Source organism: Umezawaea sp. (assembly GCF_057122925.1).
The window spans coordinates 1-15,287 of the sequence record NZ_DBNGPQ010000035.1; the positions used below are offsets into that span (position 1 = coordinate 1).

The following is a 15,287-nucleotide window of genomic DNA, read 5'->3' on the forward strand; positions in this document are numbered from 1 at the left end:
GCGGAAGCTCCCCGTCCCACCCGTGCACACCCAGGCTCGTCGCCCGCACCGGGTACGCTTCGTAGTACCACTCCAGGAACCCCGTCTCCAGCGTCTCGAATTGCTGGGCGACCCGGCGAACCTCCTCCTCCGTCGGACGCAGCTCCTCCAGCGGCTCGGCCCGGGGCGCGCGAGGCGCCGCCGGGGCGCCGCACGCCGTCGCGAGCAACGCCCCGGCGGCCAGCAGCAGACGAACTCTCAACGATTCCTCCAGTGACCTTTGGGTGCGGGAACCCCAAGCTAGGAACGCCCCGTTTCCGGCGCCAGCAGACATCGCGGGCTCGGGCTGGATCCTGCCCTTCGGGCGGCTCTCCGGGCGCTTCCCGTGAGCGGGGGTGGTCCCCGGCCGCGCCGGCGCGTGGGCGTTCCCCCTCCCGCGACGCCACGCCCCGGGAGTGGGGGTGTGCCGCCGACTCCCGCAGTCCCCCCATCCCCCCTATCCCCCGCTCCCCCGCTCCCCCGCTCCCGAAGCCCGGCGTGAGAGCCAGCCGAAGGCTCGGCGACCGGCAAGGCCCGCGGGCCACCCCCCCCTCGACCACCAGGTCCGGAGCCCTGGAGGGGCCGGAAGGCCTCCAGCATCGAGCGTGCCCCATCGCCCGCCCCGTGGCCCCCCTCTTGCGCCCTGCCACTGAATGGCGGAAACCATTGCGCATCCCGCCATGCGGGGAGGGCCGAGGGCGAGACAATGACTGGAGAGGTGATCCGGGTGCTGGTCGCGGCGAGCGACCAGGAAGCGCTGGAGGAGCTGAGAGCCGCGCTACCCCGGGCGGAGGGGTTTTCGCTGACGGAGGCGGCGGACCCGAGCGAAGCGGCCGCGGCGCTGGACGGGCGCAGGCACGACCTGTTGATCCTGGAGCTCGGGGGCCCGGAAGCCGCGGTGCTGGAGGAGCTGGTGCTGGGGGACGCATCGCGGGGCGCGCCGCCGGTGGTGGCCCTGACGGGCAAGTCGCAGGAGGCGAGCGCGCTGCGGGCGCTCCGTCGCGGGTTCGCGGACTACCTGCTGACGGGGGAGCTGAGCGCGCCGGTGGTGACGCGCACGGTCCGGTTTGCGACGGAGCAGGCGCGGGCGGAGCGTCGGCGACGGCAGGCGGAGGGGGCGCTGACGGGGGGTTCGGGGGCGGCGCGGCGGCCCGTGGGCTCGGCCGGGGGCGGTTCCGGCGCGGCCCTGCGGCCCGTGACCTCGCCGAGCAGCGCGTCGGGCACGGTCCGGCGGTTGGTGGGCTCGACCGGGGGCGCCGCGCGGCGACCGGTGGGCTCCACGGGGGGCGCGGACCGGTGCCCGGTCGGGTCGGCGGGTGCGGCCCTGCGACCGGTCGGTTGTTCGACCGGGGGCGCGGCCCGGCGGCCCGTGGGCGGCGGCGGAGGGGGAGGTGCGGCCCTGCGGCCGGTGTCGGCGGGCCGCACGGGCTGCTCCGCGCCGCTCGGCCGACCCGGAGGCGGCTGGCGGACCGGGGCGGGGGGCGGCGCGGCCCGACGGCCGGTCGCGGGAGGAGGCGTCGGAGCGGGGGGGACGGGGCGGGGGATGTTGGTGCGGCTGTGCCGCTCCACCAGGTCCGACACGCTCAGACCGCCACCGCCCTCAGCGCGGCGGCGACGTCCTGACTGCTGCTCTTCCTCGGGCTCTTCGGCACCTCGGGAACCGGGGCCGCCACGGCGGGGCTCGTCGGGCACCCGGTCTCCCTTCAGGTAAGTCCACTACTGGGTTGTCATCACAAGTTGACGACGGCGAGGACACAGTGGTTGCACCACCGGCGTGTCAGTGCGGTCGATAGTACGGATGACGGCGACTCCTGACGACCACTCCCGGTGATACCGGTGGGACAAGTAGTCGGTAACGCGCAGTCTGGCACGACCGAACGGGTGAACGACTAGGCGAAACAGGTGCCTCAGTAGTAACCGAGAACCCTGGAATCGGACACCGCCCGGCGCCCGGAAGCCGGTCCGGCGAGCTTCGCCCGCCCGTTCTCGCGGTAGGCGACCGCGTTCCGGCCCGACTGCTTGGCCGTGTAGAGCAGGCTGTCGGCGCGCAGCAACTGCTGTTCAGCGCTCACGGGAGGGCGTGTCGGTGTGGCCTCCGCGGGGGGCTCGTAGGCCACACCCCCGCTGACCGTCACCCGAAGCCCCGGAGCGACACGGGACCAGTCGTGACGCTCGACACGTTCACGTGCCGCCTCGACGATCTCCACCGACGTGGTTGCCGTCACACTCGGCAGGACGAGGACGAACTCCTCACCGCCGTAGCGGGCGCAGAACGCGTCCGCGGGCAGGTCCGTCTGCAAGAGGTCCACGACCCTCTGGAGCACCCGGTCGCCCAGCAGGTGGCCGAACGTGTCGTTGACCCGCTTGAACCAGTCGAGGTCCAGCAGCGCTATCGCCATCCCGTGCCGCGACGTGCCGCGCTCCGCGAGGATCGCCAGCAGCCGCTGGTCGAGGTAGCGGCGGTTGTAGCTGTCGGTCAGGCTGTCCCGCAGGCTCTGCTCGCGCGCCTCGGCGTGCTCCTTGCGCAGCCGGTCCACCTCGCGGCGCAGCTGCTCCGGCACGCGCGGCTGCTCCTCCTGGTCCGCGTACACGAGGTCGAGCGCCGACCGCAGGTGCTGGTACGCCTGGCGCCACTGGCCGCGGGACGCCAGCAGCGTCGCGATGGACTCGTGGAGCTCGACCAGACCGGTGCTCTCGGAGGGGGTGGTGTCGACCGCGAGCGGGTGGTCGTCGGACTTCCTGCTCGGGTCTGATTCGGCGACTTCGGGTCGCAAAGCGGTCATCGCTCTCACCTCCCTACCTGCCTGGTGTCGACTCTTGAGAGGCGGCGCTTGAGCCGGCGGGACGCGTGGGAGCCTTATTTCCCCCGTCTGGTTGACCGCTTGCTGCTCCGAACTAGTGACGATCGGTGATCAACTTGGCTCTGCGTGCCCTCCTGGCCGCGACGCCGCGCACCACCGGGTGGGGTGGTCAGCCGCCGACGCAGGGGGCGAACCCGTACGGCGCGCCGTCGAGCAGCACGACGTGCAGCGAGCCGATCTGGACGCCGACGGGGGCGTCGTCCTCCAGCAGCGTGACGGTCGCCGCGACCACGTAGACCACGCCGCGCGGGTGCGTGTCGCCGCCCGGCGGCTCCCAGTCGGGGTCCGTGCGCAGGGTCGACATCGCCGGTTCCATCCGCAGCGTGCCCGCCCGCAGCTCGCAGGTCCGCGAGCGGAAGTCCGGGTGCTGGGTGTCCTGGAACAGCTTCCGCTGCTCCGGGTTGCCCCTGCCGCCCGCTTCGTTGAGCCGGGTGAAGTAGCCGGACACCTGGTCGCGTTCGACTTCGGTGATCCGCAGGGGCCGGGCCGTGCCCGCCACCGACGACCCGCAGCCGCCGAGCAGCACCGCGCAGGCCGTGGCCAGCGCGCCCACCAGCAGGTGGCGGTCAGCCACCCGAGTGCATCACTTCCGCCCCCATCGGGACGGTGGCGTCCTCGGGGTCGTCCAGCCACCCCTCCGGCAGGACCACCTTGGCCGGTGAGCCCTGGCGGCCCCGCGGCCCCTCGGCCTCCGACGGGTACGGCGCGTCGTGGTCGAGCTGTCCGATCAGGTCGTCCAGCTCGGGCAGCGTGCTGACCATCGCGAAGCTCCGCCGCAGGTCGCCGCCCACCGGGAAGCCGCGCAGGTACCACGCCATGTGCTTGCGCAGGTCGCGCACGCCCTTGTCCTCGTCGTAGTGCTCGGTCAGCAGCTCCGCGTGCGTCCGCAGGATCTCCGCCACCTCGCCCAGGCTCGGCCCCTCGGGGACCGGCAGTCCCGCGAACGCGGCCTGGAGGTCCCGGAACAGCCACGGCCGCCCGAGGCACCCGCGCCCCACGACGACCCCGTCGCACCCGGTCTCGTCGACCATCCGCAGCGCGTCCTGCGCGCTGAAGACGTCGCCGTTGCCCAGGACCGGGATCGACGTCACGGCTTCCTTGAGGCGCGCGATGGCCGACCAGTCCGCCTGGCCGGAGTACCGCTGGGCCGCCGTGCGCGCGTGCAGCGCCACCGCCCTGGCCCCCTCGGCCTCCGCGATCCGCCCCGCGTCCAGGTAGGTCAGGTGCTCGTCGGTGATCCCGATCCGGAACTTCACCGTGACCGGGATCCCGGCGGGCTCGGCGGCCTTCACCGCGGCCCGCACGATCTCCCCGAACAGCCTCCGCTTGTACGGCAGCGCCGCCCCGCCGCCCTTGCGCGTCACCTTCGGGACGGGGCAGCCGAAGTTCATGTCGACGTGGTCGGCGAGACCCTCGTCGACGATCATCCGCACCGCCGCGCCCATGGTCACCGGGTCGACGCCGTAGAGCTGCATCGACCTCGGGTGCTCGTCGCGGTCGAACGTGATCATGTGCAGGGTCGTCGCGTCGCGCTCCACGAGCGCGCGCGCCGTCACCATCTCGCACACGTACAGCCCCGCCCCGTACTGCCTGCACAGTCGGCGGAAGGCCACGTTGGTGATGCCCGCCATCGGCGCGAGCACGACCGGCGGGTCGACCTCGAAGGGGCCGATCCGCAGGGACTTGGTGGTCTGGAGTGCCGTGGACATCCCGACCATTGTCACCCGACGCAGGAGTGGTCGTGCACCGGATGGCTGAGGCGGTGCTCACGCCGCTAGAACGGCACCGTCAGGCAGGCCAGGCGCGCCCCCGCCGTGCCCGCGTGGCCGGGCCCGGTGTGCGTGTGCTCGGCGTGGACGACGACCGAGGCGGCGCGGCGGTCGGTGAACGCCCAGTCCACCCGCGCCACGGCGATGCCCGACCCGCGCGGGTTGGTGGTGAAGTCGAGCCAGATCTCGTTGTCCGGGTTGGCGTGCTCGGGGTCGGTCGCGCCGCCGGGCACGTGCTGGAAGTGCGGTCCCGGGTCGGCGGGGGTCAACCCGCACGGCTTCGCGTGGGCGTGGGCGCCGTACTCCCGGTCGGGCAGCAGGCCCTCGGTGTGCAGCAGCACGAACGTGCCGCCGCCCGGCGTCGTCCACGAGAGCACGGACGCCTCCGAGCCGACCGGCGCGAGCCCGGTGTCGTAGACCGTCAGCGTGTCCGAGACGTGGACGGGCGGGGCGAGCGCTGCGCTGAGCGCCAGTGCGACGGCGGCGAGGTGCATGAGGCCATCAGTAGCGCCCCGGCGTGCGGCGGGCCAGCCGCGTCACCCGGTCCAGCGATCACCCGACGTCGCCGCGCACCAGCACGGTCGCGACGCCGTGCTGCTCCGCCCGACCAGCCGCGCCGCGCACCGCGCCCCGTGGGGGAAAGGCCGCCTTGACGCCAGGTGACCCCCACCGCGGAGGTCGCCGACCAACCGCCGACCTACCGCACTCCACCCACCTCGGAGACCTGCCCGTCCGGTGAGGACGCCCCGGAACGGACCACCGGCCGAACACCGTTCGACCAATTCACGGGACCCCGAAAACACAAAACCCCAGCTTCACAAAGCTGGGGTTCCGTGGGCCGCCAGGGACTCGAACCCTGAACCAAGAGATTAAAAGTCTCCTGCTCTGCCAATTGAGCTAGCAGCCCTCGTGTGCAGCGTACCGACTCCGCGGTCCCCGTGGTGCAGGGTGGTCGGCTTCACCGCCCGAGCGGTCTGCCAGCCAGTGCTCCCACGCAGGTGGTGGATGCCACCCCCGGCGCCACCGTCTCAACCGGTCACCGGAACCAGTCCTTCCCGGCCTCCTCCGACCTGCCGGAACAGTCCTCGGAACCCCCGCCGACCCAGGTGATGCACATCACAAACAAGCATCCGAATTGCACAACCGAACATCTCACCTACGTTCGTCCCGCACGACGCGAAAAGGAGTTGGTCGAAATGCGCCGGAACACCGGTCGGGCACGACGCGGCGGTGTGGCGGTGGCTGTCGTGGCCGCGGTGGGTCTCCTGGCGGCGTGCAGCGTCAGGGTCGGGGAGACCGAGGGCCCCGGCGGTGGCGGCGAGACCGGCGGCGGCTCCGGCGTGAAGGGGCCCGACACGTTCACGAGCGGCGTCGCGGAGGCGGCGGAGCAGTGCGCCGAGGTGAGGGTGGCGCTCGGCGAGGCGAAGCCCGGCGAGGGCGGCCCGACGCAGATGCGGCTGCCGCTGACGATGACGAACGCGGGCGGCACGGCGTGCCTGCTGCGCGGGTTCCCCGGTGCGCGGCTGAAGGGGCAGGACAGCCAGACGTGGGACCTGACGCGGTCCGGTGCCGAGGTGGAGGACGTGCGGCTGACGCCCGGCGCGAGCACGACCGCCTACCTGACGTACCTGCCCGAGACGGGCGACCAGCGGTGGGACGTCACGACGGTGACGGTGACGCCGCCGAACACCGACGACTCTCAGGTCTTCGACTGGCCGGCCGGGTCCGTGCTCAGGCAGGACGCGGCCACGCACCCCGGCACCTACGTCGGGCCGGTCGGCGCGTGGGCCCCCGGTGCGGCCTAGGGCCGCAGGTAGCGCTCCACGTCGAGCATCTCCCGCGGACCAGGGGGCTCGGTGGTGGCGCAGGCGGAGAGGGCCGTCGTGAGGGCGTGCGCGGACAGGTCCGTGCCGATCAGGACGAGCTGGGTCCCGCGCGGAACGGCGCGGGGCCACGGGGTGCGGTGCAGCGACAGGTGGTCGCCGACGACCTGGAGGGCGTAGCGGTCGTCCGTGCCGAAGTCGACGAAGCCCTTCACCCGGTACAGCCCCGCCGGGCGGTCCGACAGGAAGCGCAGCAGCCCGCGCGGGCTCACCGGTGCGTCCGTCGTGTGCTCGACGCTGTCGTACAGCGCGTGCACGTGGTCGCCGTGGTCCTCGACCAGGTCCTCGAAGGACAGTTGCCCGACCGTCGGCGTGCGCGGCCGGGGGTCGAAGAGCAGGGCCGGGTCCACGCGGCCGTGGGTGGTCTCCACGACGGGCGTGCCGGGGGTGATCGCGGCGCGCACCGCGGCCAGGTCGGTGGCGCGGTCGGTCTTGTTCAGCACCACGAGGTCGGCCAGGCGCAGGTGCTTCGCCAGTTCCGGGTGGCGGGCGCTGGTCGTGGGGAACTCCGCGGCGTCCACGACGAGCACGAGGCCGCCGTAGGTGGTGCGCGGCTGCTCGCTGGCCAGCACCAGCTTCACCATGCTCTGCGGCTCGGCCAGTCCGCTGGCCTCGATGACGATCACGTCGACGTTCGCGGACGGCTTGGCGAGCCTGGTGAGCATGTCGTCCATGTCGGACGGGTCGACCGCGCAGCACAGGCAGCCGTTGCTCAGCGAGATGGTGGAGTCGACCTGGCTCGCGACCGTCATCGCGTCGACGTTGATGCTGCCGAAGTCGTTGACCAGGACGCCGATCCGCGTGCCGCCCGCTGTCGCCAGCAGGTGGTTGAGCAGGGTCGTCTTCCCGGAGCCGAGGAAACCCGCGACGACGATCACCGGGATCCGCTGCTTGGCCACGCCTCCATGCTAGAGCGGCGCTGGGTGACGAACCCGCCGCAGCGGGTGAGGGTCGACCGCAAAAATTGCGAAACGCCACGAAGTTCGAGGTCAGCTGGATAGTGTCCAGCCAACACGGCACAGGTGGGGGGCGCGTTGGCGGAGTTCGCGAGGACGGCGTTCGGCTACCCGACGGCGTTCCTGAGCGTGCTCCTCGTCGTGGTCGTCCTGTACTGGTCGCTGGCCGCGGTCGGGGTGCTGGACGGGGACGACGGGGTCCTCGGCGTCGAGGGCGCGCTGGCCGGGCTCGGCCTCGACGGCGTGCCCGTGACCGTCGTGCTGTCGCTGTTGACCGCTTTCTCCTGGTTCGCCTGCCTCGGGGGCTCCGTGCTGCTCAACGGATTCGACCTGTCGTCCCCGGTCGTGATCGCGCTCGGCCTGGTCGTCCTCGTGGTGGCCGTGGTCGTCGGCCTGCTGCTCACCAGGCTGCTGGCGTGGCCGCTGCGGAAGCTGTTCCCGAACCCGCGGCAGGCCTCCCGCAACGACTTCGTCGGCAGGCCGTGCGTGATCCGCACGGGCACCGTCACCCACGACTTCGGTCAGGCCGAGGTCACCGCCTCCGACGGCTCGTCGGCCGTCGTGCAGGTGCGCCAAGCGGGACAGGACGTCCTGGTCGCGGGCAGCACCGCTCTGATCTTCGACTACGACGTCGACGGGGAGTTCTTCTGGGTCGCGCCAGTCGATTCCGCGCTCGGCCCCGACCTCTGACCGCAGGGAGACCCTGATGGACGTCATCACCACGGGATTCGGCATCCTCATCGCCGTCGTCGTGCTCGTCGTGCTCGTGCTGCTGTTCATGATCAGCCGCCTGTTCCGCAAGATCGAGCAGGGCAAGGCGCTGATCGTCTCCAAGGTGCGCAAGGTCGACGTGACCTTCACCGGCGCCGTCGTGCTGCCGGTGCTGCACCGCGCCGAGGTCATGGACATCTCGGTGAAGACCATCGAGATCAAGCGCGCGGGCAACGAGGGGCTGATCTGCCGCGACAACATCCGCGCCGACATCCGCATCACGTTCTTCGTGCGGGTCAACAAGACCGTCGAGGACGTCATCAAGGTCGCCCAGGCGATCGGCACCGCCCGCGCGTCCGACGAGCACACGCTCCAGGAGCTGTTCAACGCCAAGTTCTCCGAGGCGTTGAAGACCGTCGGCAAGCAGCTCGACTTCGTCGACCTCTACACCAAGCGCGACGAGTTCCGCGACCAGATCATCCGCGTCATCGGCACCGACCTCAACGGGTACAGCCTGGAGGACGCGGCGATCGACTTCCTGGAGCAGACGCCGATGTCCCAGTTGGACCCGGCGAACATCCTGGACGCGCAGGGCATCCGCAAGATCACCGAGCTGACGGCGATCGAGCACGTGCGCACCAACGAGTTCCAGCGCAGCGAGGAGAAGGAGATCACCCGCCAGAACGTCGACGCGCGGGAGGCCATCCTCGAACTGGAGCGCAGGCAGGCGGACGCGGAGACCAAGCAGAAGCGCGAGATCGAGACGATGCGCGCCCGCGAGGAGGCCGAGACCGCGAAGGTGCAGTCGGAGGAGCGGCTCAAGGCGAGCACCGCCCACATCCGCACCGAGGAGCAGCTCGGCATCCAGGACCAGAACCGGGCCCGCGAGATCGCCGTGGCGGAGAAGAACCGCGAGCGCGTGATCGCCATCGAGACCGAGCGGATCGAGAAGGACCGCCAGCTCGAGGTGATCGGCCGCGAGCGGGAGACCGCGCTGGCCAGCATCTCGAAGGACAAGGAGCTGGAGGGCGAGAAGCGCGACATCGCCGAGGTGATCCGCGAGCGGATCGCGGTCGAGAAGACCGTGGCCGAGCAGGAGGAGAGCATCAAGCGCCTCCGGTCGGTCGAGGAGGCCGAGCGCTTCCGCCAGACCACGGTGATCCACGCCGAGGCCGAGGCCCAGGAGGGCCTGGTCAAGGACATCAAGGCCGCCGAAGCCGCCGAGCTGACCGCGAAGCACAGGGCGCGCGAGGAGCTGACGCTCGCCGAGGCCAGGCAGCAGACCGCCGAGCTGGACACGCGCGCGAAGATCCGCCTCGCCGAGGGCACGCAGGCCGCCGCCGCGGCCGAGGGCCTGGCCGAGGTGCAGGTCCGCGAACGGGACGCCGAGGCGATCGAGAAGGTCGGCCGCGCGGAAGCCGCCGTCGCGCGGGAGAAGCAGCTCGCGCAGGCCGAGGGCACCGAGAAGGTCGGTCTGGCCGAGGCCGTCGTGTCGCGGGAGAAGCAGCTCGCCGAAGCCGAGGGCGCGGAGAAGGTCGGCATGGCCCAGGCCGTGGTCGAGCGCGAGAAGGCCATGGTCGCCGCCACCGCGATCCGCGAGAAGCTCAAGGGCGAGGCGGAGGGCCTCTCCGACAAGGCCGCCGCGATGAACGCGCTCGACGACGCGACCCGCGGCCACGAGGAGTACCGGCTGCGCCTGGAGACCGAGAAGGAGGTCCGCCTCGCGGGCCTCGACGTGCAGCGCCAGCTCGCGGAGTCGCAGGCGTCCGTGCTGGCCGCGGGCCTGGAGAAGGCCGACATCGACATCGTCGGCGGCGAGAGCATGTTCTTCGACCGCGTGGTCGGCGCGATCACGATGGGCAAGAGCGTCGACGGGTTCGTCGAGCACTCCGACGTGGCCCGGAGCCTCGGCGGGTCGTGGCTCGACGGCTCCGCGGACTTCACCCAGGACATCACCAGGGTGCTCGGCTCGTTCGGCACGAACGACGTGCAGAACCTGACCGTGTCCGCGCTGCTCGTGCGGCTCATCTCGTCCGGCGGCCCGGACTCGGGCAAGCTGACGGAACTGCTGGACACCGCGAAGCGGCTGGGGCTGGCCGAGCGACCGGTCGCCGCCCTCGCGGCGAGGTGACGCGGCGGTGACGTCGACGCGGGAGCTGGACGCGGGCACCTACGAGGTGCTGCGGGCGCGGCTGGCCGAGCAGGCCGCCGCGCTCGCGAGCCGGGCCGAGGAGCTGAACGCCGAACGCCTGCGGGTGTTCGGCAGCGCCGAACTCCAGCTCATCGGCACCGAACGGATCCGCACCGCGAACAACTGCGTGCCGCGGGACTGCATCTCCGTGCCCGCGGGCACCGGAGGCACGAGCGCGGTCGGCGGCCTGATGCTGTTCGGCTACAACGTGTTCATCGGGCTCAAGCCCGAGACGACCGTGGACGACGTGTTCTCGCTGCACCGCTTCACCCGCGACGGCGACGCGTTCCGGTTCGAGGACGCGGGCCCCGACGCGCTGCCCGGCCTGCTGCGCGACCCCCGGTTCCTGCGCGACTTCGCCGAGCTGTACCGGTACTACCGCGACACCCGCCTGCTCCAGCTCCGCCGGGTGGAGAGCAAGGTGCTGGCGATCTTCCAGACCGGTGCGCGCACCGAGGACGTCCGCGTGCTGCGCTGGCGGGTCGCGCCGGACGGATCGGTGTCCTACGTGGACAACCGGGGCGAGCGCGACCACGTGTTCCCGCCCTCGCACGACTTCGAGTGGACCACGACGGTCCGCGAGAACCACGTGCTGGGGCGGCACCCGCACATCTCGATCGAGGACGAGGTGTTCGTCGAGGCCGTCGGCGGAGACCTCACCGTCAAGGTCGAGAACAACACCGAGAGCGGCGAGGGCGTCTACCACGAGCCGGTGGACGAGCCGCTCCAGAGCCTCGCCGACGCGGACGTCCGGTACGCGCGGGTCGGGCCGCTGATCCTGCTGAAGATCCTGCCCTACAACGAGAAGACCTGGCGGCACCTGGTCTTCAACACCCGCACCAAGGGCGTGGTGCGGCTCGACGGCGTCGGCCAGGCGTGCCAGCGGCTGCCCGAGGACCAGGGGGTGATCTTCCCCGGCGGCTACTACCTGGAGACCGGGGTCAACAAGACCTTCGACACCGACGTGGAGAGCCTGGAGTTCGAGCGGGTGATCCGCTCGACCAACGGCGAGGACGTGCTCTACGTCTTCCACGCCCGCAGCGAGGGCCGGTCGCTGCTGCTGCCCTACAACGTCATCCGCAAGGAAGTGGCCACGCCCATCCCGTGCCACGGCTACTCGCTGTTCGACGACGGCACGCTGGTCGTGTTCCGCGCCGCGTCGGAGGAGCCGACCAGGGTGCACCCGATGCAGGTGTGGCAGACGCCGTACCTGTCGGACACCTACGCCGCCGCGCAGCCCGTCGGCACCGGCCCGCTGGACCGGGTCGGCAACGCGGACCTGGTGCGCGGCATCTCCGACTGCCTGTCCATCTCCCGGATGGTGGGCGAGATGGCCCCCTCCACCCCGGTGTTCGAGGGGCTGATCGCCGCGTGCGCGCGGGCGTTCGACCACTACCACTGGCTCGGCGACGCCGACCTGCACGACCTGGGCACGCCGTTGTCGCAGGTGCGGGCGACGGCGGAGCAGGTGCTGGACGAGTTCGAGACCGTGCAGGCGCTCACCGACCAGGCCGCCGCGGCGCTGGAGGAGGCGAGCGCGCAGGTCGCGTCCCTGGTGCGGCAGCAGCGCGGCGAGACGCCGACGTCGGCCGACGCGTGGGTGCGCAGGCTGGTGGACCTCCGCAGGGCGCAGGGCAGGCTCGTCACGCTGCGCGAGCTGCGGTACGTCGACCTGGCGCGGATCGACGTGCTGGTCGCCGACCTCGCCCAGGAGCTGGGCACGTCCGCGCAGCGGGCCGTCGCGCACCTCCAGCGCGAGGACGCCTTCACCGGCTACCACACCGAGATCGACGACCTGGTGGCGAAGGCGGACGCCATCGCCACCGTCGCCGAGGCCAAGCCGGTCGTGGACCGGCTGACCGAGCAGTCGCAGGGCCTGGAGGTCCTCACCGAGGTCGTCGGCTCGCTGGACATCGCCGACGCCACCGTGCGCACCGGCATCCTGGAGCGCATCGGCGAGGTGCTCGGCGGCATCAACCGCGCACGGGCCACCGTGGACGGTCGGCGCAGGCGGCTGCTCGACACCGAGGGGCGCGCGGAGTTCGCCGCCGAGTTCGCGCTGCTGGGCCAGGCGATCACCGGCGCGCTGGCCGTCGCGGACTCGCCGCGGCGCTGCGACGAGCAGCTCGGCAGGCTGCTGCTCCAACTGGAGAACCTGGAGTCGCGGTTCAGCGACTTCGACGACTTCCTGGCGGAGCTGGGCGCGAAGCGGACCGACGTCTACGAGGCGTTCTCCTCCCGCAAGCAGGCGCTGCTGGACGAGCGCGCCCGCCGGTCGGACCGGCTCGTCGACTCCGCCGACCGCATCCTGGCCAGCGTCACCCGCCGGGTCGGCACGCTCACGTCGCTGGACGACGTGAACACCTACTTCGTCTCCGACCCGATGGTCGCGAAGCTCCGCAGCGTCGTGTCCGACCTGCGGGAACTCGGCGACCAGGTGCGCGCGGAGGAGCTGGAGGGCAGGCTCCTCGCCGCCCGCCAGGAGGCGGGGCGCTCGCTGCGCGACCGGCTCGACCTGTTCACCGACGGCGGCGAGACCATCAAGCTGGGCAAGCACCGGTTCGCGGTGAACACCCAGGCGGTGGACCTCACCCTGGTGCCGCAGGACGGCCGGATGTCGTTCGCCATCACCGGGACCGACTTCCGCGAACCCGTCACGGACCCGGCCTTCGCCGCCACCGAGCCGTTCTGGGACCAGCTGCTGGTGTCGGAGTCGGCCGAGGTCTACCGCGCCGAGCACCTGGCCGCGTCGATCCTCGCGGGCCACGACGACCCGGCCGTGCTGCACGAGACCGAGCTGCTCGACGTCGTGCGCCGCGCCGCGGAGTCCCGCTACGACGAGGGGTACGAGCGCGGCGTCCACGACCACGACACCGCCCGGATCCTGGAGGTGCTGCTCCGCCTGCACGCGGGCGCGGGCGTGCTGCGCTACCCGCCGGCCGCCCGTGCCGCGGCCCAGCTGTTCTGGGCGTTCGAGGCGACCGACGACCTGAAGGCCGCCTGGACCCGCCGCGCGACGTCGCTGGACCGCGCCCGCACGGTCTTCGGCCGGTCGCGGGCGATCGACGTGCTCGCCGAGGAGATGGGCGCCGCCATCGGCGACGAGCTCGCGGGCGAGTACCTGTTCGAGGAGCTGGTCCGCGCGCCCGCGGGGTTCGCGACCAGCGCCGCCGCCCGGTCGCTGCTGGAGCGGTTCCACCGCGCGCTGGGCAGCCGCCACGAGTTCGACGAGGACCTGCGGGCGGTCGACCTGCCCGCCCGCCGCCAGCTCGTCGAGGCCTGGTTGGGCGTGTTCCTCGGCGACGAGGTCTCACCCGACCTGCCGGAGGCCGTCGCGCTGGAGCTGTGCCACGACCTGCCGCGCTACGAGTCGTCGGCCGAGCTGACCGGTGTCGTGGACGGCCTGCTGGGCACCCACCCCCGGATCGTGGACCGGAGGCTGGAGTTCCGCGTGGACGAGCTGCTCGCCAGGACCAGGGCGTTCCGCACCGAGCGGATCCCGGCGTTCCGGTCGTACCTCAAGCAGCGCAACGAACTCGTGGCGCGCAGGAAGAAGGAGCTCCGGCTCGGCGAGTTCCAGCCGAAGGTGATGAGCGCGTTCGTCCGCAACCGGCTGCTGGACGAGGTGTACCTGCCGCTGATCGGCGACAACCTCGCCAAGCAGCTCGGCGCGGCCGGCGACGCCAAGCGCACCGACCAGATGGGCCTGCTGCTGCTCATCTCCCCGCCGGGCTACGGCAAGACGACGCTCATGGAGTACGTCGCCAACCGGCTCGGACTGATCTTCGTGAAGGTCAACGGGCCGTCGCTCGGCCACGACGTCACGTCCGTCGACCCGGCCGAGGCGCCCAACGCCACCGCGCGGCAGGAGGTCGAGAAGATCTCGTTCGCGCTGGAGATGGGCACCAACGTCCTGCTGTACCTGGACGACATCCAGCACACCTCGCCCGAGCTGCTCCAGAAGTTCATCTCCCTGTGCGACGCGCAGCGGCGGATGGAGGGCGTGTGGGACGGCGGCACCCGCACGTACGACCTGCGCGGCAAGCGGTTCGCGGTCTGCATGGCGGGCAACCCGTACACCGAGTCCGGCAAGCGGTTCCGCGTCCCCGACATGCTGGCCAACCGCGCCGACGTGTGGAACCTCGGCGACGTCCTGTCCGGCCGCGAGGACCTGTTCGCGCTGAGCTACGTCGAGAACTCGCTCACCTCGAACCCCGTGCTCGCCCAACTGTCCACAAGGGATCGGGGGGACGTGGAGCTGCTGGTGCGGCTGGCCCGCGGCGACGACGGCGTGCGCCCGGACCAGCTCTCCCACCCGTACTCGTCGGTCGAGCTGGAGCAGGTGCTCTCGGTGCTGCGCAAGCTGGTCCGCGCCCAGGAGGTCGTGCTGGCCAACAACCGGGCCTACATCGCCTCCGCCGCGCAGGCCGACGCGTCGCGCACCGAGCCGCCGTTCCAGCTCCAGGGGTCCTACCGCAACATGAACAAGCTGGCCGAGCGCATCGTGCCGGTGATGAACGACGAGGAGCTGGCCGCCGTCATCGACGACCACTACGTCGGGGAGGCGCAGACCCTCACCTCCGGGGCCGAGGCGAACCTGCTGAAGCTGGGTGAGCTGCGCGGCACGCTGACCGCCGAGCAGGCGGCGAGGTGGGCCGAGGTGAAGGCCGCGTACCGCCGGGCCCTGGCGCTGGGCGGCTCGACCGACGATCCGGTGAGCCGCGCGGTCGGTGCCGTCGGCCTGCTCGCGGACCGCGTCGGCACGGCGATCGACCGGCTGGCGGGCCCCGAGGAGCGGGGCTGGTGCGGTAACCGCTGACCCCCTGCCGGGTTCGCGCCGTTCAGGGCCGCGAGGGGTCCACCCCGGCCGCGCGAAACCCGGTGAGGACCGCGGCCAC

The 15,287-nt window shown here is 72.0% G+C and carries 11 protein-coding genes and 1 tRNA gene; 4 read left to right on the forward strand and 8 right to left on the reverse strand.

Features of this window, described 5'->3' with window-relative positions; genetic code table 11:
• The 7 genes from AC156L_RS05215 to AC156L_RS05245 all read right to left on the reverse strand — a co-directional run.
• A partial coding sequence (locus AC156L_RS05215) for a hypothetical protein (RefSeq protein WP_484406639.1) occupies nt 1-241 on the reverse strand: 241 nt, incomplete at its 3' end.
• Nucleotides 242-1,032: 791 nt separating this feature from the next.
• On the reverse strand, nt 1,033-1,599 hold the full coding sequence (locus AC156L_RS05220) for a hypothetical protein (RefSeq protein ID WP_484406641.1): 567 nt from the start codon (nt 1,597-1,599) through the stop codon (nt 1,033-1,035).
• A 326-nt stretch (nt 1,600-1,925) separates the two neighbouring features.
• Complete coding sequence (locus AC156L_RS05225; protein ID WP_330875747.1) at nt 1,926-2,801, reverse strand: GGDEF domain-containing protein; 876 nt, start codon at nt 2,799-2,801, stop codon at nt 1,926-1,928.
• A 187-nt stretch (nt 2,802-2,988) separates the two neighbouring features.
• The gene (locus AC156L_RS05230) at nt 2,989-3,453 is read right to left on the reverse strand and encodes a hypothetical protein (protein ID WP_330875748.1); all 465 of its coding nucleotides are present in this window, start codon (nt 3,451-3,453) and stop codon (nt 2,989-2,991) included.
• Nucleotides 3,446-4,597, reverse strand: coding sequence for a tRNA dihydrouridine synthase DusB (dusB, locus tag AC156L_RS05235; RefSeq protein ID WP_330875812.1), 1,152 nt, complete (start codon nt 4,595-4,597; stop codon nt 3,446-3,448). The genes AC156L_RS05230 and dusB overlap by 8 nt, the downstream gene beginning before the upstream one ends.
• Nucleotides 4,598-4,653: 56 nt before the next feature.
• Nucleotides 4,654-5,142 carry a superoxide dismutase gene (locus AC156L_RS05240; protein WP_330875749.1) on the reverse strand — a complete coding sequence of 163 codons (489 nt, stop codon included), beginning with the start codon at nt 5,140-5,142 and terminating at the stop codon, nt 4,654-4,656.
• Nucleotides 5,143-5,482: 340 nt separating this feature from the next.
• A tRNA-Lys gene (locus tag AC156L_RS05245) sits at nt 5,483-5,555 on the reverse strand.
• A gap of 331 nt (nt 5,556-5,886) precedes the next feature.
• On the opposite strand from AC156L_RS05245, the gene AC156L_RS05250 reads away from it, so the two are divergent.
• Nucleotides 5,887-6,453, forward strand: a complete 567-nt coding sequence (locus tag AC156L_RS05250) for a DUF4232 domain-containing protein (RefSeq protein ID WP_330875750.1) — start codon at nt 5,887-5,889, stop codon at nt 6,451-6,453.
• Here the strand turns inward: AC156L_RS05250 and AC156L_RS05255 are convergent.
• Nucleotides 6,450-7,430 carry a CobW family GTP-binding protein gene (locus tag AC156L_RS05255; RefSeq protein WP_330875751.1) on the reverse strand — a complete coding sequence of 327 codons (981 nt, stop codon included), beginning with the start codon at nt 7,428-7,430 and terminating at the stop codon, nt 6,450-6,452. The genes AC156L_RS05250 and AC156L_RS05255 overlap by 4 nt on opposite strands.
• 135 nt (nt 7,431-7,565) lie before the next feature.
• Here AC156L_RS05255 and AC156L_RS05260 point away from each other — a divergent pair, with 135 nt between their 5' ends.
• Genes AC156L_RS05260 through AC156L_RS05270 form a run of 3 tightly spaced genes read left to right on the forward strand, consistent with a single transcriptional unit; the run spans nt 7,566 to nt 15,208 of the window.
• Nucleotides 7,566-8,177, forward strand: coding sequence for a hypothetical protein (locus AC156L_RS05260; RefSeq protein WP_330875752.1), 612 nt, complete (start codon nt 7,566-7,568; stop codon nt 8,175-8,177).
• A 16-nt stretch (nt 8,178-8,193) separates the two neighbouring features.
• Nucleotides 8,194-10,329 (forward strand): flotillin family protein, encoded by a 2,136-nt coding sequence (locus AC156L_RS05265; RefSeq protein WP_484406642.1) that lies wholly within the window; start codon nt 8,194-8,196, stop codon nt 10,327-10,329.
• A 7-nt stretch (nt 10,330-10,336) separates the two neighbouring features.
• On the forward strand, nt 10,337-15,208 hold the full coding sequence (locus tag AC156L_RS05270) for a DNA repair ATPase (protein ID WP_330875754.1): 4,872 nt from the start codon (nt 10,337-10,339) through the stop codon (nt 15,206-15,208).
• Nucleotides 15,209-15,287: the final 79 nt, after the last annotated feature.